This window comes from uncultured Shewanella sp. (genome assembly GCF_947495455.1).
Lineage (GTDB): Bacteria > Pseudomonadota > Gammaproteobacteria > Enterobacterales > Shewanellaceae > Shewanella.
In genome coordinates, this window is the sequence record NZ_CANLZC010000032.1 from 16,133 (window position 1) to 35,233 (window position 19,101).

At 40.9% G+C, this 19,101-nt stretch carries 17 protein-coding genes and 5 tRNA genes; 7 read left to right on the plus strand and 15 right to left on the minus strand.

Going from position 1 to position 19,101, the window contains the following annotated elements; all coding sequences use genetic code 11:
* Positions 1-15: 15 nt before the first annotated feature.
* From acs to Q0791_RS10530, 3 genes are all read left to right on the plus strand, one after another.
* Complete coding sequence (gene acs / locus Q0791_RS10520) at positions 16-1,962, plus strand: acetate--CoA ligase (RefSeq protein WP_299005837.1); 1,947 nt, start codon at positions 16-18, stop codon at positions 1,960-1,962.
* A 113-nt stretch (positions 1,963-2,075) separates the two neighbouring features.
* Complete coding sequence (locus Q0791_RS10525) at positions 2,076-3,827, plus strand: DEAD/DEAH box helicase (RefSeq protein WP_299005839.1); 1,752 nt, start codon at positions 2,076-2,078, stop codon at positions 3,825-3,827.
* A gap of 69 nt (positions 3,828-3,896) precedes the next feature.
* On the plus strand, positions 3,897-4,154 hold the full coding sequence (locus Q0791_RS10530) for a GrxA family glutaredoxin (RefSeq protein WP_299005842.1): 258 nt from the start codon (positions 3,897-3,899) through the stop codon (positions 4,152-4,154).
* 426 nt (positions 4,155-4,580) lie between these two features.
* Here the strand turns inward: Q0791_RS10530 and Q0791_RS10535 are convergent.
* The 13 genes from Q0791_RS10535 to Q0791_RS10595 form a co-directional block, all read right to left on the minus strand.
* A tRNA-Lys gene (locus Q0791_RS10535) sits at positions 4,581-4,656 on the minus strand.
* 202 nt (positions 4,657-4,858) lie between these two features.
* Positions 4,859-4,934, minus strand: a tRNA-Lys gene (locus Q0791_RS10540).
* Between the two features lie 329 nt (positions 4,935-5,263).
* Positions 5,264-5,339, minus strand: a tRNA-Lys gene (locus Q0791_RS10545).
* 302 nt (positions 5,340-5,641) lie between these two features.
* A tRNA-Lys gene (locus tag Q0791_RS10550) sits at positions 5,642-5,717 on the minus strand.
* A gap of 203 nt (positions 5,718-5,920) precedes the next feature.
* A tRNA-Lys gene (locus Q0791_RS10555) sits at positions 5,921-5,996 on the minus strand.
* 198 nt (positions 5,997-6,194) lie between these two features.
* Positions 6,195-6,917: a tol-pal system protein YbgF gene (gene ybgF / locus Q0791_RS10560; protein ID WP_299005844.1), complete on the minus strand. Its 723-nt coding sequence runs from the start codon at positions 6,915-6,917 to the stop codon at positions 6,195-6,197.
* A 20-nt stretch (positions 6,918-6,937) separates the two neighbouring features.
* Complete coding sequence (pal, locus tag Q0791_RS10565; protein ID WP_299005847.1) at positions 6,938-7,474, minus strand: peptidoglycan-associated lipoprotein Pal; 537 nt, start codon at positions 7,472-7,474, stop codon at positions 6,938-6,940.
* Positions 7,475-7,501: 27 nt separating this feature from the next.
* Complete coding sequence (gene tolB, locus Q0791_RS10570; RefSeq protein ID WP_299005849.1) at positions 7,502-8,821, minus strand: Tol-Pal system beta propeller repeat protein TolB; 1,320 nt, start codon at positions 8,819-8,821, stop codon at positions 7,502-7,504.
* A gap of 9 nt (positions 8,822-8,830) precedes the next feature.
* On the minus strand, positions 8,831-9,769 hold the full coding sequence (gene tolA / locus Q0791_RS10575) for a cell envelope integrity protein TolA (protein ID WP_299005851.1): 939 nt from the start codon (positions 9,767-9,769) through the stop codon (positions 8,831-8,833).
* Positions 9,770-10,207 carry a protein TolR gene (gene tolR, locus Q0791_RS10580; protein ID WP_299005854.1) on the minus strand — a complete coding sequence of 146 codons (438 nt, stop codon included), beginning with the start codon at positions 10,205-10,207 and terminating at the stop codon, positions 9,770-9,772.
* Positions 10,207-10,896 carry a protein TolQ gene (gene tolQ, locus Q0791_RS10585; RefSeq protein WP_299005857.1) on the minus strand — a complete coding sequence of 230 codons (690 nt, stop codon included), beginning with the start codon at positions 10,894-10,896 and terminating at the stop codon, positions 10,207-10,209. The genes tolR and tolQ overlap by 1 nt, the downstream gene beginning before the upstream one ends.
* Positions 10,886-11,287, minus strand: a complete 402-nt coding sequence (gene ybgC / locus Q0791_RS10590) for a tol-pal system-associated acyl-CoA thioesterase (RefSeq protein ID WP_299005907.1) — start codon at positions 11,285-11,287, stop codon at positions 10,886-10,888. The genes tolQ and ybgC overlap by 11 nt, the downstream gene beginning before the upstream one ends.
* Before the next feature lie 821 nt (positions 11,288-12,108).
* Entirely contained in the window at positions 12,109-12,975 is an 867-nt protein-coding gene (locus Q0791_RS10595; protein ID WP_299005860.1) for an OmpA family protein, read from the minus strand.
* Between the two features lie 195 nt (positions 12,976-13,170).
* Here Q0791_RS10595 and rnt point away from each other — a divergent pair, with 195 nt between their 5' ends.
* A complete protein-coding gene (rnt, locus tag Q0791_RS10600; protein WP_299005863.1) occupies positions 13,171-13,869 on the plus strand; it encodes a ribonuclease T in 699 nt (232 codons plus the stop codon).
* Positions 13,870-13,972: 103 nt separating this feature from the next.
* Here rnt and Q0791_RS10605 read toward each other — a convergent pair whose 3' ends face one another.
* On the minus strand, positions 13,973-14,578 hold the full coding sequence (locus Q0791_RS10605; RefSeq protein WP_299005865.1) for a peroxiredoxin C: 606 nt from the start codon (positions 14,576-14,578) through the stop codon (positions 13,973-13,975).
* Positions 14,579-14,871: 293 nt separating this feature from the next.
* Here Q0791_RS10605 and Q0791_RS10610 point away from each other — a divergent pair, with 293 nt between their 5' ends.
* Positions 14,872-16,191 (plus strand): Na+/H+ antiporter family protein, encoded by a 1,320-nt coding sequence (locus Q0791_RS10610; RefSeq protein WP_299005868.1) that lies wholly within the window; start codon positions 14,872-14,874, stop codon positions 16,189-16,191.
* A 262-nt stretch (positions 16,192-16,453) separates the two neighbouring features.
* Here Q0791_RS10610 and upp read toward each other — a convergent pair whose 3' ends face one another.
* Positions 16,454-17,080, minus strand: a complete 627-nt coding sequence (gene upp / locus Q0791_RS10615) for a uracil phosphoribosyltransferase (RefSeq protein ID WP_299005870.1) — start codon at positions 17,078-17,080, stop codon at positions 16,454-16,456.
* A 207-nt stretch (positions 17,081-17,287) separates the two neighbouring features.
* Between upp and purM the strand changes: the two genes are divergently transcribed.
* On the plus strand, positions 17,288-18,328 hold the full coding sequence (gene purM / locus Q0791_RS10620) for a phosphoribosylformylglycinamidine cyclo-ligase (RefSeq protein WP_299005873.1): 1,041 nt from the start codon (positions 17,288-17,290) through the stop codon (positions 18,326-18,328).
* Positions 18,328-18,972, plus strand: coding sequence for a phosphoribosylglycinamide formyltransferase (gene purN / locus Q0791_RS10625; RefSeq protein ID WP_299005876.1), 645 nt, complete (start codon positions 18,328-18,330; stop codon positions 18,970-18,972). The genes purM and purN overlap by 1 nt, the downstream gene beginning before the upstream one ends.
* Positions 18,973-19,101 lie beyond the last annotated feature (129 nt).

Below are 19,101 nucleotides of genomic sequence, written 5' to 3' on the forward strand. Positions count from 1 at the left end.
TAACAGGGAATGCCAATGAAAGCTCAATCTCTCTACAAAGTTCCAAGTACTATAGCCGAAAAAACACGGGTTAATGATGAACAATATAAAAAAATGTACCAAGAGTCTGTCATTAACCCTACAGGATTTTGGCGAGAACATGGTAAACGTATTGACTGGATCAAGCCTTATACTCAAATAAAAAAAACCTCATTTGACGATCATAATCTTTATATAAAATGGTTTTATGATGGCACGCTCAACGCTTCAGCTAACTGCCTTGATAGGCACCTAAAATACGATAAAAACAAACTTGCCATCATTTGGGAGAGCGACGATGCCCAAAAGCAGCGTACCTTGACTTACCAGGAATTACACAAGCAAGTCAGTCAATTCGCCAATGGTTTATTAAGCCAAGGTGTTAGGCGTGCAGATGTTGTCACGATTTATATGCCAATGATCCCAGAAGCCATTATCGCCATGTTAGCTTGTGCGAGAATTGGAGCGATACATTCAGTGATCTTTGGAGGATTTTCCCCAGAATCCATTGCAGCAAGGATCATTGATGGGCAATCTAAAGTGGTCATTACTGCCGACGAAGGCGTCAGAGCAGGCCGGATCATTCCATTGAAAAATAATGTCGATGAAGCCATATCACACACGAATGTCACTTGTGTAGAGAAAGTCATTGTCATTGAACATACTTCTGGCGACGTGACATGGCATAAAGAAAGAGATATCAGTTGGCATGCACTCATGAATACCGCATCAGAGCATTGTCCCTATGAAGAAATGTCCGCCGAAGATCCCTTATTTCTGCTTTATACATCGGGATCCACTGGCAGCCCTAAAGGAGTTTTACATACCACAGGTGGCTACATGGTCTATGCATCCATGACCCATGAGTACATTTTTGATCATAAAAAAGACGATATTTATTGGTGTACTGCCGATGTAGGATGGATAACGGGCCACTCCTATATGGTCTATGGTCCGCTGGCTAATGGCGCAACCATTTTAATGCATGAAGGTGTGCCTAACTATCCTAGCCCTTCACGGTTAGGCGAAATGATCGATAGACATAAAGTCACCACCTTATACACTGCCCCCACCTTAATACGTTCACTCATGGCGGAAGGAAAAGAGAAATTTGCAAACTTTGATGGCAGTTCATTGCGTATTCTAGGCACTGTTGGCGAGCCAATAAATCCTGAAGCTTGGCGCTGGTATCATGACACCATAGGCAAACAAGCATGTCCGATTGTTGATACTTGGTGGCAAACTGAAACTGGCGGTGTGTTGATCACTCCACTACCAGGTGCGACAAACACTAAGCCTGGATCAGCCACCCGTCCATTTTTTGGTGTTCAACCTGCACTGGTTGATAATCAAGGTCATTTATTAGAAGGCGAAAACGAAGGAAATTTAGTGATTCTTGACTCATGGCCAGGGCAAATGAGAACCATTTATGGGGATCATGACCGTTTTATTTTAACTTACTTTAAAACATTCAACGGCATGTATTGTACAGGCGATGGTGCACGACGAGATGAAGATGGTTACTATTGGATCACAGGCCGTGTTGATGATGTGATCAATGTTGCAGGGCACCGTTTAGGCACAGCTGAAATTGAAAGTGCGTTAGTCGCTCACCCTCATGTCGCTGAAGCCGCCGTTGTCGGGTACCCTCATGAAATTAAAGGCCAAGGTATCTATGCATACGTCACCTTAAACACAGGCATTAATGAAACTGATCAATTAGCACAAGAACTCATCAAATGGGTGAGAAAAGAAATTGGGTCAATCGCCACCCCAGATCTCATCCAGTGGGCCCCCAGCCTTCCAAAAACTCGCTCAGGAAAAATAATGCGACGATTTTTGAGAAAAATTGCCGCAAATGAGACGACACAATTAGGCGATGCTTCCACTCTCGCCGATCCTACCGTCATCGACGCTTTAATAGCCAGTCGATTAAATCGATAGTCGCTCACTCTTTCGAGTCCAACTCGAGCCCAACGACTCGAAAGAGACAAAATCATGATAAAATTCATCAGTGCTGGTATGCTTACAGCAAACAAATATCATGATAATGCTAAGTGAAATTAAGAGACTACCAACAAGATTCCGTCGATGCCGCTATCAGTCACTTTAAAAAAACAACGGATTCAGCAGTATTGGTACTGCCCACTGGCGCAGGAAAAAGTATCGTCATTGCCCAGCTCGCAAAAATTGCAAAAGGACGAGTACTGGTTCTCACCCACGTAAAAGAGTTAGTGGCACAAAATGCAGAAAAAGTTGGCTTGCTCACCACTGCCGCTAGCATTTATTCAGCTGGATTGAAACAAAAGTCCACTACAGGTAAAACAGTAGTTGCTAGCATTCAATCTGCGGTAAAAAAACCTCAACAATTTAATGAAGCTTTTTCAATAGTGATTATCGATGAGTGCCACCGTGTCAGCAATGAAAAAACCAGTCAGTATCAGCAATTATTAACACACCTTTTCAAACAAAATCCAAAATTAAAATTACTGGGGTTAACCGCTACCCCTTATCGTTTAGGAATAGGGTGGATATATCGACACCATTACCATGGAAAAGTCGGTAACCCTGAGAACGCCATTTTTGAGAAATGCATTTTCGAACTGCCCATTCGTCCTCTCATAAAGTCAGGCTTTCTGACTCAACCAATAATGTTAGATGGTCTATCGGCCCAATATGACTTTAGCCAACTCACACCCTCAAAGACTGGTGAATATTCAGAAAGTGAAATCGACTCATTACTTAACCATTCTGGGCGAGCAACAACAGCCATTATAAAACAACTTATTGAGTTAGCTAAAACCCGTCAGGGGATTATTATTTTCGCAGCAACCATCAGACATGCACAAGAAATCATGACTCAGTTGGCTTGTGAAACTGCAGTACTCATTACAGGAAACACCTCAAGCCAAGAAAGAGATGATTACATTGCCGCCTTTAAAGCAAAGAAAATTAAATTTTTAGTTAATGTCTCTGTTCTCACAACAGGGTTCGATGCACCTCATGTTGATTTAATTGCCATAATGCGCCCCACGGCATCCGTCAGTTTATTTCAGCAAATGATTGGCCGAGGCCTTAGGATCTGTGAAAACAAGCATGATTGCCTTGTCATTGATTATGCCGCCAACGGCTATGATCTGTATTTTCCCGAGGTTGGCCAAATAAAACCTAATAGTAAAAGTAAGCCAGTACAAGTACTCTGTCCTATATGTCAATTTGCCAATATTTTCTGGGGAATAATCGATGAAGATGGCGATATTATCGAACATTTTGGTCGACGATGTCAGGGACTTATTACAAAAGCTCCAAACCAAAAACAGATCCAATGTGATTTTAGGTTTCGTTCTAAGTCTTGCCCCCAATGTGGCGAAGAAAACGATATTGCCGCCAAAATTTGTCAACATTGTCAATCGACACTGGTCGATCCGGATAAACGCCTTAAAGAAGTGTTGCAGCAAAAACACCATCACCTGTTTAAATGTCAGACCATGCTATTTGAAGATCTCGATACACAATTGCTTGTACGTTATATCGATGTTGATGGGAATGATTTTGTACAGCGCTTTTCAATGAAAACACCTGCACAGATCAGAGCCTTATATGCTATTTTTATCCACTCTCACACACGAACTCCCGGTATGCCACATCCTAAATACAAAGCACCCAAAGACATCATTCAACATGCAGATAATTTCAGAAAACCCGATCTTCTATTATTGAAAAAGAATAAAAACCGTTGGGATCTCATCGACACCTTCTTCGATTACCAAGGTCGATACCAAACAGATAGACTCGTTGAATTTGAATAATTTCTTTCGCCATTATGAAATGCTTGTGACGTATGGTATAAATATGACAAAGATTTTTTAGGAGCTAATATGTTTGTTGTCATTTTTGGCCGCCCAGGCTGCCCTTATTGTGTTCGTGCCGTTCAATTATCAGAGCAGCTTGTTGAAAAGCGTGATGATTTTGATTTTAAATATGTCGATATTCATGCAGAAGGGATCAGCAAAGCCGATCTAGAAAAAACCGTTGGCAAGCCTGTTGAAACTGTCCCACAAATTTTTGTCGATAAAGAGCATATCGGCGGCTGTACTGAGTTTGAACAATATGTGAGAGACAAAGATTTATTATAATCTTTCTGCTATCTAAAGAGGTGTCCACACCTCTTTTTTGTTATTTTATCTCCCCCCCTTAACCAAGCGGCTACTTTTATTGTCAAATATAAGAAATAAAACATAGGTATGGAAATATAAGAGTGATCGATCATGAAGCATTCTAACCTTGACCTTATTCTTCAATAAAGCGGTTAAAAGCCAACTGCCCTTTCTCTAACAAATAGCGACTGAGCTAACGCTTCATCTGATATGCCTTTTTTAGATTTTTAACTGAATGATACTTTGAAGACAGTGGTGGGTCGTGAAGGATTCGAACCTTTGACCTTATTCTTCAATAAAGCGGTTAAAAGCCAACTGCCCTTTCTCTAATAAATAGCGACTGAGCTAACGCTTCATCTGAGATGATTTTTTTAGATTTTTAACTAAATGATACTTTGAAGAAAGTGGTGGGTCGTGAAGGATTCGAACCTTCGACCAATTGGTTAAAAGCCAACTGCTCTACCGACTGAGCTAACGACCCATATTGGTGTTGATTGTCACTTTGTCAGAAATAACTAACATTCTTTAAAGTGGTGGTACGTTATGGTTCCTAACCTTCACCTTGGTTAAAAGCCAACTGCCCTTTTTTATAAAAAACTGGCTTTACAAAAAAGCGACTGAGCTAACGTCCCATTAATTACTGCTTATTTTTAACTTTTCACTAAGCTGTACTTTGAGAAAAGTGGTGGGTCGTGAAGGATTCGAACCTTCGACCAATTGGTTAAAAGCCAACTGCTCTACCGACTGAGCTAACGACCCATATTGGTGTTGATTGTCACTTTGTCAGAAATAACTAACATTCTTTAAAGTGGTGGCACGTTATGGTTCCTAACCTTCACCTTGGTTAAAAGCCAACTGCCCTTGCTTTACAAAAAAGCGACTGAGCTAACGACCCATCTGGTACTGCTTCTACATTTTATACTCTATACAAGAGTGATGTTTCGCTTCAATTTAGTTTTCAACCTATTGGTTAAAAGCCAACTGCCCTTTTTTTATAAATAACTGGCTTTACAAAAAAGCAACTGAGCTAACGCCCCATCTAATCTTGCTTATTTTTAACTTCTCACTAAGCTGCACTTTAACAAAAGTGGTGGGTCGTGAAGGATTCGAACCTTCGACCAATTGGTTAAAAGCCAACTGCTCTACCGACTGAGCTAACGACCCATCTGGTACTGCTTCTGTATTTTATACTCTGTACAAGAGTGATGTTCCGCTTTAATTTAGTTTTCAACCTATTGGTTAAAAGCCAACTGCCCTTTCTCTAATAAATAGCGACTGAGCTAACGACCCATCTGCTACTGCTTCTGTATTTTATACTCTGTACTAGAGTGATGTTTCGCTTCAATTTAGTTTTCAACCTATTGGTTAAAAGCCAACTGCTCTTTCTCTAATAAAAAGCGACTGAGCTAACGACCCATCTAATTTTGCTAATTTTTAATTTCTTACTAAACAGCACTTAAAAAAAGTGGTGGGTCGTGAAGGATTCGAACCTTCGACCAATTGGTTAAAAGCCAACTGCTCTACCGACTGAGCTAACGACCCATATTGGTGTTGATTGTCACTTTGTCAGAAATAACTAACATTCTTTAAAGTGGTGGTACGTTATGGTTCCTAACCTTCACCTTGGTTAAAAGCCAACTGCCCTTATTTTATAAAAAACTGGCTTTACAAAATAGTGACTGAGCTAACGCCCCATTAAATACTACTTATTTTTAACTTTTCACTAAGCCGTACTTTAAGAAAAGTGGTGGGTCGTGAAGGATTCGAACCTTCGACCAATTGGTTAAAAGCCAACTGCTCTACCGACTGAGCTAACGACCCATCTGCAAGCAATATGTTAATGAAAAATAACATTTTAAGCTGCTACTCTTAATTAACTATTCAATGCTCTTAACTTGCTGTCTCGTTCTGAGGGCGCCTATAATACCGTTTTAATCTCTTCATGCAAGCGCAAATTAAACCTTTTTTGTCAGTTGCATGAAAAACAATCGAGAAGATTAATTTTTGTATCACTCGCGCCTAAAGCTCGGCTAATTTTTGCTCCGCAATACGAGCAGCGGCACTGTTGGCGTACTCTTTGATGACATTTTGATAAAGTTTACGTGCGCTAGCTGTATTACCTTGTTTTTTCGCTATCATGCCCAACTTAACCATACTATCAGCCCGTTTAGTTGAATCTTTATACTTTTCAACAACAGTCATAAAGGCCGATTGAGCCTGAACAAGGTCCCCTTTATTGTATAACAGCTGGCCCAACCAATAGTTTGCATTAGCAGCATAGGTCGAATTCGGGTACGCATCGATAAATTGACGAAATGCCGGAATAGCCTCATCATACAAACGTTGCTTAAGCACTAAATTAACCGCTTTCTCATAACTTGCGGTTTCACCTAACGAACTCGAAACTTGTTCAGTAGACGGGCTTTTCTTCGCTGTACTTGCGGCGCTTGTCAAATTAGCAATATCATCATAGAGCTGCCTTTGGCGCTGTAACATCTGTTCAATCTGATAACCTTGTTGCTCAGTCAGTCCCCGTAAATCTAACACATCCTGCTGCAATGCATCTAAGCGTTGCTGCATCTGGTATTCACTCTGTTGTTTTGCCTTAATAATCCTTTCTAACTTGGCCACCCTTGAACTAATAGAGCTTGAAGTAGTAGCAATATCCTCAACAGGAGCAGGCGCTGCAAAAGCAGCGCCTGATGTAAGGGATATTGCCGCAATCAATGCGGCGACTTTCATAAATTAAACCCTATACGTTATTAATAAACCAAAATAGCACGACGGTTTTGAGCAAAAGCGGCATCAGTACGCGAGGTATTAGCAGGCTTCTCTTCTCCATAGCTCACGATACTCATTTGACTCGGTAATACTCCCATGCCTTGCAAATATTTAGCAACCGACTTCGCACGTCGCTCACCTAGTGCAATATTATATTCAGGTGTACCTCGGTCATCAGTATAACCTTCAATCACCACTTTCACATTAGAGTGTGCCGCTAAATACTCAGCATGTGCGTTTAAAATTTCTTCATACTGAGGCGTAAGGGTACTATTATCAAATTTAAAATAAATAGTATTCTCTTTTCTTAGCTCTTGGTACTTAAGACGTTGTTGCTCCTCAGGTGAAACGATAGGTGCAACTCCCCCCGTCTGAACACCATTTGCAGCGGATTCACTTGAAGTCGTTCCATTTGTACTTGTTGCATCGGTTTCTGTTTCCGATGTTGAACTACAAGCACTTACTGCCATAATAGGAAGTACGACCAACATTGCTTTAAAAAGCTTATTTAAATCCATTATAAAATCCTTAATCTTATAGTTTAGTTAGAGATATGGTGACCAAGAAGGTGATCTGACTTCCCCTTGCCCCATTGGTAATCTTGCTTTAAATCGCCCATCCGTTGAAACTGCTGCCAATACTTGCTTACCCTGATAAGTCGTCCCATAAATGACCATAGTACCATTGGGTGCAATACTGGGCGATTCATCTAAATGTGTTTCCGTTAATACATCCATAAAACGAGTTTTTAAATCCATTTTGGCAATGTGAAATTTACCTTGTATTTTATGCACAAAAACAATGCCACTTCCATCGGGCATAACCGCCCCTCCCATATTGGCTTGCCCTTCAAAGGTCAAACGGGATACTTTTCCTGTATCTAAATACACACGGTAAAGCTGAGGTCTTCCTCCTCTTTCAGAAGTAAATAATAATGATTTGCCATCAGGAAACCACTTCGCTTCTGTATCAATCGCATAATGATTCGTCACCCGAGACAGTGCTTTTGTGGCAATATCAATAATATAAATATCAGGTTGACCATCTTTTGAAAGTGTAATCGCTAATTTTTTTCCATCCGGTGAAAACGCTGGCGCACCATTAATATTGGGATAACTCGTGACTTTTGTTCTTGCCTGAGTATAAATGTCTTGTATATAAATCTCGGACTTTTTGTTTTCAAAACTCACATACGCCAGTTGCCTACCATCAGGAGACCAACTGGGTGACATTAATGGCTCAGGTGATCGCAATAACATCTGCTCATTATAACCGTCATAATCCGCAATCATTAAACGATAGGGATACTTGTCACCATGTTTCACCACAACATAGGCAATACGCGTTAAAAATGCCCCTTTAATCCCAGTCAATTGTTCATAAACAATATCACTGATCCTATGTGCATATTGTCTAAATTGCGCATCAGAAATCACCGCCTCACGGGAATCAAGAATAAAATCATTTTTCATCGCCGTTGGGTTTTGCTGCACTTTAATTAAATCTATCAATTCAAAATTGACTAAATATTGCCCCGCGCCATAAGGCTTAACCGTACCGGCAACCACAGCTTCAGCACTGACATCCTTCCAGCTTGTTGGGTTAAAGTCACTCATACCCGATAAGCTTTTTTGAGGTAATCCAAATGTATCTATGGGGTTAAATGTGCCACTTCTCGTCAAATCAGATGTCACGACATCCGAAATTTGCGAAGGCGCTGGACCTTGCCCTTGCCATTTAAATGGCATCACGACTATTGGGCGCGCTGCATCAACCCCTTCTGTAATGACAATGTCCAATGCAGCCTTGACTGGTGCTGAACAAAACACAAGTATTAAAACTAAATATTTTCCTAATACTTTCATAAGCATCCTTTAATTAAACTTATCTGGAGACACAGTTAAATTGATTTCTCTTAACTTTTCATAAACATCCGGCTCTGCTGATACCGGTAAACGTCCGGCTTTTGTTATCGCCGTTTCTGCAGCTCGACAGACGACATTATCACCACCTAAGGTTTTAACTGCGGTCACAAAACCATCTTTAGCTAAACGAATAAACACTTTACAACTCTTCCCTCTCATGGATTCATTCGTCACTAAATTACGTTCAATCGTCGCCTTGATCATCGCACGATACTTATTCACCTCTGACACCAACTGCTTATTTTTAAGGCTAGAGAGGTTAGCTTGTTCTTCAGCTAACGCTTCCTGCATCATCCTTTCTTGCTCTTGTCGTGCTTTTTCTTCTGCTTTTCGTTTACGCTCAGCTTCCGCTTTACGCTTACGTTCATCAGCCGCTTTCTTCGCCGCTGCTTCTTCTTGCTTACGCTTCTGTGCAGCTTGTTTCGCTGCAGCCTCTGCGGCTTGTCGCTCTTTTTCCTTTTGTTTTCGTTGATTTTCAGCTTGTTGTGCTCTTTCCTGCTCTTGCTTCTGCTTTAATTTAGCCGCTTTCGCAGCCGCTAATGCCTGTTGTGCTTCTTTCTCTTGTTGCTGACGCTGTTGTTCAAGCTTCTTAATTCTTAATTGTTCTTGCTCTCTATCTTTTCGCGCTTTATCCGCTTGACGCTTAAGCTCATCTTGTCGCTGCTTTTCTTTTCGCTCAGCGGCCAACTTTTGCGCTTTAAGCTTTTCAACCTGCTGATCCACTTGAGACTGACTGACAACAACGGCTTCCAATGCTGGCGCACTGGCCTGAGGAATGACCTCAGGTTTATCATCAAAATTAAGGTTCAACACCAACAATACAATCACACCAATGTGTATGATTGCTGAGATAGAAATCGGTATACTTAACTTAGGTTCTTTAGCCACCTACTTCTCCTTTGGCGCATCAGTCATTAACCCCACCGAAGGCACGCCTGCATGTTGTAAAGTCACCATCAATTGGATCACTTTTTCATAGGCAATACTTTTATCGGCTTTAACAACAACTGGCCTTTGTGGCTCAAGTTGAATAATCGCGGCAACGCGAACAGCCATATCATCTAAACTCAATATCTCACGATTACTCACACTACCCACATCCAAATAATAATCCCCTTGAGCATCGATGGAAGCGACCACAGGAGGTTTACTATCCGCAGGCAAAGATTCAGCCGCGCCTTGTGGTAAATCCACTTTCACCCCTTGAGTAACAATAGGCGCTGTGACCATAAAAATAATCAAGAGTACCAACATAACATCGATATAAGGCACAACATTGATTTCAGCCACAGGACGACGACGTTTTCGTTGATAACCTTGTTGCATTATCCTTTTTCCTTTTCGCTATAAGCTTGACGGTGCAATATACTGGAAAACTCTTCCATAAAATTCGCATACGCCATTTCAATTTTTTCAACCTGAGTTGAAAAACGATTATATGCAATTACAGCAGGAATAGCGGCAAATAATCCCATAGCTGTTGCGATCAGTGCTTCTGCAATGCCCGGCGCAACCATCGCAAGTGTGGCATTTTCAACAGCGCCAAGGGCAATAAAGGAATTCATGATCCCCCAAACAGTGCCAAATAAACCAATATAGGGGCTGGTTGAACCTATGGTCGCCAATAAGGGTAAATGGGTTTCTAACTTTTCCAATTCCCTCGATAAAGACACTCTCATGGCTCTATAACTACCATCCATCACAGCTTCTGGCACTCGACCATTTAATTGACTTAATCGAGCATATTCTTTAAAACCTGCTACAAATAGTAACTCAGTCCCAGCATTACTCTCTTGTCGAGCCGAAAGTTCTTGATAAAGCTTATTTAAATCGACACCAGACCAAAACTTATCTTCAAATTTATCTGCTTGTAATTTCGCCGAAGTCAACAATTTTCGCCTTTGTAAAATCACTCCCCAGGATACAACAGACAATGCTAACAAGGTCAACATGACAAATTTCACGAGTAAACTGGCCTGTAAAAATAGACCAACTAAAGAGATATCAGATTCCACAGGAAAACTCCTTGATAATATTTTTCGGTATGGCTTTAGGTCTCATTTCAGATAATGACACACAAGCCACTAAGATCATTGCTTTACAATACACCACACCCGCTTCATCAACGAGTTGCTGTGCAAATAACAAAGAAGCACGATTAACCTTTTCGACTTTAGTTTCCACTATTAAGTTCTGTTCTAATCTTGCCGGTTTACAAAAATCAAGTTCACTGTGTTTAACCGCAAAAGCCAAATCTTCAGCCAGTAAGTCAACCTGACTGATCCCCAGCTCATTTAACCACTGACTTCTTGCACGTTCAAAGAACTTCAAATAATTGGCATGATAAACCACACCACCTGCATCTGTGTCTTCATAATAGATAAAAATGGGCCAGCGAAACGTCACGTTAATAAATGCCAATCTAAGTAAAAATAAAGGCATACTATACCTAGCCTATCGCCAATTGTGAATGCTCTGGCAAAATGAGATGCTACAATACGTAACAAGAATAAAATGAAAAAACACCATACAAGCCTAAACAAACCCAAACTTAAATCATAGAGACACCAAGCAAACGACAAACTCAATTGCTAAAACAACAACTTAAACTTTAGTCTATTCAAAATTAATTATCGTTGAAAAAATAGTTAAAAGTAGAAAATACTGTGTGGACGGCATTGAATGTGATTAATAATTTGATAACATTGATTAATTAACAGAAAAATAAAACAAGATTAAAAACAAATATATTTCATACAGTTAATGACATCTCCTCTCCTAAATTCCTCCTCAGAAAAACAATATGCATTAGAATTACTAATCGATTAACCCAATTTTTTTCGTTTGTACTCACTAGTTGAAAACTCTATGATTGTTCCGTTCTCAGGAAGTGTCTACTAGCAGAGATGAGAACATAGAGCTTTATGCTTTAGTGAATGAATACAGAAGTGTTTCCACAGCTTCTTGTGCATGACTTCCTTCCTTCAATTTGTTGATTGCAAACCATATTCTTGCAGCCCACTGACCTTTCAGTGGGCCTTTTTCTTTCTGGGACAAAAAAATCAACTTATCCATCAATGAATACAAGCAATTTTTACCTTTTAGAAAAAGATTAAATAATTAATTATCATTAATATCATCGAAGGCATACATTTTCAAACAAGACTATTTTTGAAACAGGATGTTATACCATGGCTTTATCCTGTGTCAGTCAGAACATGACATCATCAGAATTTAGTGATCTGTATGACAACTCGCCGATTTCGCCCTCTTTCACTCTTGGTCAAATTAGACGCAACGGGTCTTTTTTCACCATGTGCAGCAGTTAAAATCCGCTCAGTATCAATACCGCTTTCGACCAAAACCGCTTTAAGGGAATCCGCTCTCTTTTGCGATAATATTTGATTCGAATGTCGCGAACCGTAACTGTCGCTATAAGCATCAATCAACACCCATTTGACACTTGGATCGACAGCCAAATAAGCTTTGATCCTGTCTAACTGACCCTGAGCAGCGTCGGTTAGCTGTGTCCCTCCTGATTGGTAAGACAAGACTGTCAATGCGATATCATCAAATGAGTAAGGCAGTAATTGAGACACACATGCCTTAAATTCGCTAAATGTCGACTTAAAATTAGCGGATGATAACCCCACCGACACCTGATCTTGTACATTAAACCAATCATTATAAAAAAAGGTCGGCTGCATGCCCGCATCAAGCTGAGCTAGCACATTCCAAGCTAAATCATTAGAAAGTTCCCCGTCAAAAGCAGGGTAAACATCAAATTCTGCCAAAAAATGCTCCTCCTTGCCCGGTTGCCACTTGGGAGCAATACTGTGTAATGTCACAGAGGTTTGCTTACTGGGTTTCACCCACATATCTAATTTAAAGCTTAAATTACTGTCTTTATTTGCTCGACTGGTAAATACCGCTTTTCCATAAGCAGGAATATCATGAACTAATTGACATGATATCGAATTATTGAGACTAAGCCGCCACTGGGCTGTGTCAATATCAGCGATAAAAGATCGCAAGTCGGCCTTTACAGGAAAAGCGCCAAATAAAATAAGAGCCATCAATATACGCCAGCCCATATTAGAATTCCTTCGCTATCAAATAATACTCATTATCGACCTAGACCGTGATTGCTTTAGAGAATAACGATGCTAAGTCATGATTTTCATCACCCTCTTTTTCAATCATCTCTTTTGACAGACGCTGAAAACATGCATTTTAAAGTGGCTTATGGACAGGTATAATAACGCCAGACAAATTATTAGGATAAATGCATGACTGACATTTGCGACGCGCATAAAATGAAACACCGTTTTAGAGGCTACTTTCCTGTTGTCATCGATGTAGAAACAGCAGGCTTTAACGCTCAAACGGATGCGTTGCTGGAAATAGCGGTAACGCTACTTAAAATGAACAAAGAAGGTCACTTGGTATTAGATAAAACCCTTCACTATCATATTGAACCTTTTGAAGGAGCCAATCTTGAACCTGAAGCATTAGCGTTTAATGGCATCGATCCGACCAACCCTCTTCGTGGCGCAGTCGACGAAAAACACGCTTTTTTAGAAATATTTAAAGAAGTGAAAAAAGCACAAAAAGCCGCTGAGTGCCACCGCAGTATTATTGTTGCCCATAACGCCGCCTTTGATCATGGCTTTGTCACTAAAGCTATTGAACGTAATGGATTAAAACGCACTCCATTTCATCCTTTTGCGACTTTTGATACCGCAACCCTTGCAGGCCTTGCCATCGGGCATACGGTTCTGGCCAAAGCTTGCTCTATCGCAGGCATTGAGTTTGATAATAAACAAGCCCATTCTGCGTTATATGATACAGAACGAACAGCAGAACTGTTTTGTCTTATTGTTAATCGCTGGAAAAATCTAGGTGGCTGGCCATTGATAGATGAATCAAAACCAGAGGAAAAGGAAGATAAAGATGAAGACAGTGTCCAGTCGCCAGTAGAGGCATAGGCTAAATCTGAATTGACCTTTTGCGAGGAATATTCAAGCAACAAAAAAGCTGCGATAACCGCAGCTTTTTTATACTACTAAATACTCATGAATTCAGAGTAAATTATAGCTCATCAGCATTATTGCTTAGATAAGACGCAACACCTTCTGGACTTGCATCCATACCTTTGTCGCCTTTTTCCCAGCCTGCTGGGCACACATCACCATGCTCTTCATGGAATTGAAGTGCATCGATCATGCGTAGCATTTCATCAATATTACGACCCAATGGTAAATCATTTACCACTTGATGACGAACTTGACCCGCTTTATCAACAAGGAAAGAACCACGGAAAGCCACACCCGCTTCAGGATGCTCAACATCGTATGCTTTACAGATCTCATGTTTCACATCAGCAACTAAGGTATATTTAACTTGACCAATACCACCTTGATCAACTGGCGTATTACGCCATGCGTTGTGCGTGAATTGTGAATCAATAGATACACCAATAACTTCAACACCACGCTTATTGAACTCTTCAATACGGTGATCAAAAGCAATCAACTCTGAAGGGCAAACAAAAGTAAAATCAAGTGGGTAGAAAAAGATCACCGCAGGCTTGCCTTTAATCGCTTCACTTAGGTTAAAGCTATCAACAATTTCACCATTACCCAGTACAGCTGCCGCTGTAAAATCAGGTGCCGAACGGCCTACTAATACGCTCATTTTATGTCTCCATCTATGGATTGAATAAGATCGTCTACAAAAAGCTACTGGCATTATAGGCAGTGTATAGCAAGGTACAACCTATTTAAGACGAATATCGGTAAATTTAAATTTAAATCACCTTCATATGCCCAAATTACCAGCATTTTGTCCTTATAAAAATAAAGGAAAAGGATCCCTGAAGCCATCATATGTTTATAATATGTTAATCATAAATCATAAGCACTGGACAAGTGATAAATAGTCGTCACACTATAGGACTTTTCGTCACTCAAACAATAAGAAAGAAGCTTATGAATGCCGTTGTGATTGCTGTTTGTTTAATGTTGGTGCTCAGTGTTGCTAGAGTCAATGTCGTTATCGCATTAACCGTTAGCGCGCTTGTCGCAGGATTAGTCGGGGGCATAGATTTACAACATACTGTGGATGCCTTCAATACCGGTTTAGGCGGTGGTGCTCAAATTGCCTTAAGTTACGCATTATTAGGTGCATTTGCCGTTGCACTTTCTCATTCAGGTTTAACCACATTAATCTCACAAAAGGTCATTAATGCTTTAGGGAAAGAGCAAAACACCTCCAACATGAAAACTGTGCGTTGGGGGTTATTATTGACGATTTTAGCCATGGCCATTGCTTCACAGAACCTCATCCCCATTCATATCGCCTTTATCCCTATTTTGATCCCCCCATTGCTACATGTTATGTCAAAGTTAAAGCTTGACAGAAGACTTGTTGCCTGCGTGATAACATTTGGTTTGGTCACAACTTATATGATCATTCCAGTGGGATTTGGTGGAATTTTCTTAAATAACATCCTATTGGCTAACCTTAATAATAACGGCCTGCACGCGGTACGTGAGCAAATCCCCAGTGCCATGTTATTGCCCGCAATGGGAATGATAGCTGGGTTACTCATCGCAGTATTTTTTAGCTACCGAAAACCTAGAGAGTACAGTGAGTCCGCTATTTTAAAAGCGGAACCCGAAGAAAAAATTCAAAAGAAAAATATTATTATTGCCATCGCAGCGGTTTTATCTGCATTAACGGTCCAACTTTACACAGGTTCAATGATTTTTGGCGCCTTAATGGGGTTTATTATCTTTAGTTTTTCCGGTGCATTAAAGCATGTCGCCGATCAAGATATTTTCAACCAAGGTGTACGCATGATGGCCAATATTGGCTTCATCATGATCTCCGCTGCTGGCTTTGCTGCCGTGATAAAAGCCACTGGTGATGTCAATACATTAGTGGCCTCATTGCATGAGATCATTGGAAATAATAAACCCCTTGCCGCCTTTTTAATGTTATTGGTTGGATTATTGATCACCATGGGAATTGGTTCCTCCTTTTCAACCATTCCCATTATTGCCACCATTTATGTGCCACTATCATTAGGTTTTGGTTTTTCTGTACCTGCGACCATCGCACTCGTGGGAACCGCTGCGGCTTTAGGAGATGCAGGCTCACCCGCATCCGATTCCACCTTAGGCCCAACGGCTGGCTTGAACGCAGATGGGCAACACGATCATATCAACGACAGTGTGATCCCAACCTTTATTCATTACAACATTCCTCTGCTTGTATTTGGCTGGATTGCCGCCATGGTACTTTAATGATTTAGATATTGAGCCAAGCTCGTCAATAGAAAAGGGAGCTCATCGCTCCCTTTTTGTTTGCCCCGTAAAGCTGGGAAAATCGTCAAGTTGCAACAGGATATGTATTCAACCGTTACGCTAAATGAAAATACGCTAAATGACAACGTATATGAGCCCTTTACGAGACCAGTATGTAGGGCTATGTGACAGGAATGAGGCACTACCGCCTCACCCTACTCGCTTTGACGTCAATGGCGTAGTGAGCCTTTATTATTATTGCTCATTTCGTTCCAAAAATTTTATCTCCCGCATCACCCAGCCCAGGTAAAATATAGCCTTGCTCATTCAGGCAATCATCAATGGCGGCCGTATAAAGTTCAACATCTGGATGTGCGGCTTTTAATGCTTCAACACCTTCAGGTGCAGCCACTAATACTAAGGCTTTTATGGCCGTGCAGCCTCTTTCTTTCAATAAATCAATAGTGGAGATCATAGAGCCCCCTGTCGCTAACATAGGGTCAACAACCAAGGCGATGCGTTCATCAATATGGCTGGCTAATTTTTCAAAATAAGGCACTGGTTGAAGGGTTTCTTCGTCTCGATAGATCCCCACGACAGAAATTCTAGCACTCGGCAGGTGCTCTAAAACGCCATCCATCATGCCGAGACCCGCACGTAAAATCGGCACAACGGTCACTTTCTTACCTTTAATTTGCTCCACGCTGACAGGCCCATTCCACCCTTCTATTGTCACCGTTTCTGTTTCAAAATCTGCTGTTGCTTCATAGGTTAATAAACTACCCACTTCAGCAGCTAGCTCACGAAAACGTTTAGTACTGATATCACCTTCACGCATCAATCCCACTTTATGACGGACTAAAGGGTGCTTGACTTCAACGACTTTCATAGATTTATCCTCTTTTTATTGATTTTTGAAACAACAAATTTGCATAATCTTAGTGTATTTGTTCTCGTTCTAAAACATAAAATTTCCATATATAAGCCCTTATCACACTTTAAAACCCAAAACATACCTTTCGAGGCCTCTTGCAAACTGGTAGAATGGCGCCGCATAAAATCCTATAACGATGTACCCGTACCTGAGAGGATCTTCGTGAGCACTCCAACTACTCCATTGAGCTACAAAGACGCAGGTGTCGATATTGATGCCGGAAATGCACTTGTCGATAACATTAAATCTGCAGTAAAACGCACTCACCGCCCAGAAGTCATGGGCAATTTAGGTGGCTTTGGCGCCCTCTGTGAGCTTCCCACCAAATATAAGCATCCTGTTCTCGTGTCTGGTACAGATGGTGTTGGCACTAAACTGAGACTGGCCATTGATCATCAAAAACATGACAGTGTAGGCGTTGATCTTGTCGCTATGTGTGTCAATGACTTAATCGTATCTGGTGCTGAGCCATTGTTTTTCTTAGATTATTATGCAACAGGAAAACTAGACGTTGCGACAGCCACTGCCGTTGTTAACGGTATTGCCGAAGGTTGTCATCAATCTGGTTGTGCATTGATTGGCGGAGAAACCGCTGAAATGCCAGGTATGTATGAAGGTGAAGATTATGATCTCGCCGGTTTTTGTGTCGGCGTTGTCGAAAAAGAAGGCGTCATTGATGGCAGTAAAGTCAAAGCTGGTGATGCACTCATTGCATTAGCTTCTAGTGGGCCTCATTCCAATGGCTTTTCTCTCATTCGTAAAGTCTTAGAAGTCAGTGGTGCCGATCCACTGACCTTATTAGACGATAAGCCGCTCATCGATCACTTAATAGAACCGACCAGAATTTATGTGAAGTCCTTACTCAAACTCATTGAATCATCGAGTGTTCATGCAATGGCCCATATCACAGGGGGCGGATTTTGGGAGAATATTCCTCGTGTATTACCCGATGATTGTAAAGCCATCATTCAAGGGCAATCTTGGCAATGGCCAAGCATTTTTAACTGGTTAATGGATAACGGCAATATCAGCGAGTTTGAAATGTACCGAACCTTCAACTGCGGTGTGGGTATGTTAATTGCCTTGCCCCAAGATAAAGTCGAGTCAGCGCTGGCACTTCTTGCAAAAAAAGGCGAGCAAGCTTGGTTGATTGGCCATATCGCACATCGTCAAAGTAATGATAAGCAAGTGGAGATAATTTAATGGCGCAGCCTTGTCGTATCTTAGTGCTTATCTCAGGTAGTGGCAGTAATTTACAAGCCATTATGGATAGCTGTGACGATAATCTCCATGGAGAAATCGTCGGAGTGATCAGCAATAACCCTAATGCCTACGGTTTAACCCGTGCACATATGGCTGAAGTCAACACTAGCTGTATTATCCCTCATCAAAATGAAAACCGCCTTGACTATGACAGGCGCCTCATCACTGCCATTGATCACTATCAGCCAGACTTAATTGTATTAGCGGGTTTTATGCGAATTTTAAGTGATGAGTTAGTGTTAAAGTATGAAGGAAAAATGCTCAATATCCATCCTTCTTTGTTACCTAAATACCCAGGTCTTCACACACATAAAAACGCATTAGCATCTAACGACAAAGAGCACGGTGCCAGCGTTCATTTTGTTATTCCAAAACTGGATGCAGGCCCTGTCATTTTACAAGCTAAAGTGCCAGTTTATGAAGATGATACCGTTGAGACTTTAACCGAGCGAGTACATGAGCAAGAGCATAGAATTTACCCATTAGTGGTCAAATGGTTCAGCCTTAATCGTCTTCAAATGAAGGATAATCAAGCTTATTTAGATAATCAATGCCTGCCTATTAACGGTTACGCCCCAGATTAATCCACTCTTTAAATAAGCCACTCTTAGAATAAGCCACTTCGACGCGATTGCTTGAAGTGGCTTCAATGCCATCGTTATACCATTTCTATTATTACGCACGACTCAATACCTATTACCTATCATTGATTG

Coding starts and splice junctions, on each gene's coding strand:
- acs (WP_299005837.1), top strand. CDS start 16: ATGAAAGCTCAATCTCTCTACAAAGTTCCAAGTACTATAGCCGAAAAA.
- Q0791_RS10530 (WP_299005842.1), top strand. CDS start 3,897: ATGTTTGTTGTCATTTTTGGCCGCCCAGGCTGCCCTTATTGTGTTCGT.
- ybgF (WP_299005844.1), bottom strand. CDS start 6,917: ATGAAAGTCGCCGCATTGATTGCGGCAATATCCCTTACATCAGGCGCT.
- pal (WP_299005847.1), bottom strand. CDS start 7,474: ATGGATTTAAATAAGCTTTTTAAAGCAATGTTGGTCGTACTTCCTATT.
- tolB (WP_299005849.1), bottom strand. CDS start 8,821: ATGAAAGTATTAGGAAAATATTTAGTTTTAATACTTGTGTTTTGTTCA.
- tolR (WP_299005854.1), bottom strand. CDS start 10,207: ATGCAACAAGGTTATCAACGAAAACGTCGTCGTCCTGTGGCTGAAATC.
- Q0791_RS10595 (WP_299005860.1), bottom strand. CDS start 12,975: ATGGGCTGGCGTATATTGATGGCTCTTATTTTATTTGGCGCTTTTCCT.
- rnt (WP_299005863.1), top strand. CDS start 13,171: ATGACTGACATTTGCGACGCGCATAAAATGAAACACCGTTTTAGAGGC.
- Q0791_RS10605 (WP_299005865.1), bottom strand. CDS start 14,578: ATGAGCGTATTAGTAGGCCGTTCGGCACCTGATTTTACAGCGGCAGCT.
- Q0791_RS10610 (WP_299005868.1), top strand. CDS start 14,872: ATGAATGCCGTTGTGATTGCTGTTTGTTTAATGTTGGTGCTCAGTGTT.
- upp (WP_299005870.1), bottom strand. CDS start 17,080: ATGAAAGTCGTTGAAGTCAAGCACCCTTTAGTCCGTCATAAAGTGGGA.
- purN (WP_299005876.1), top strand. CDS start 18,328: ATGGCGCAGCCTTGTCGTATCTTAGTGCTTATCTCAGGTAGTGGCAGT.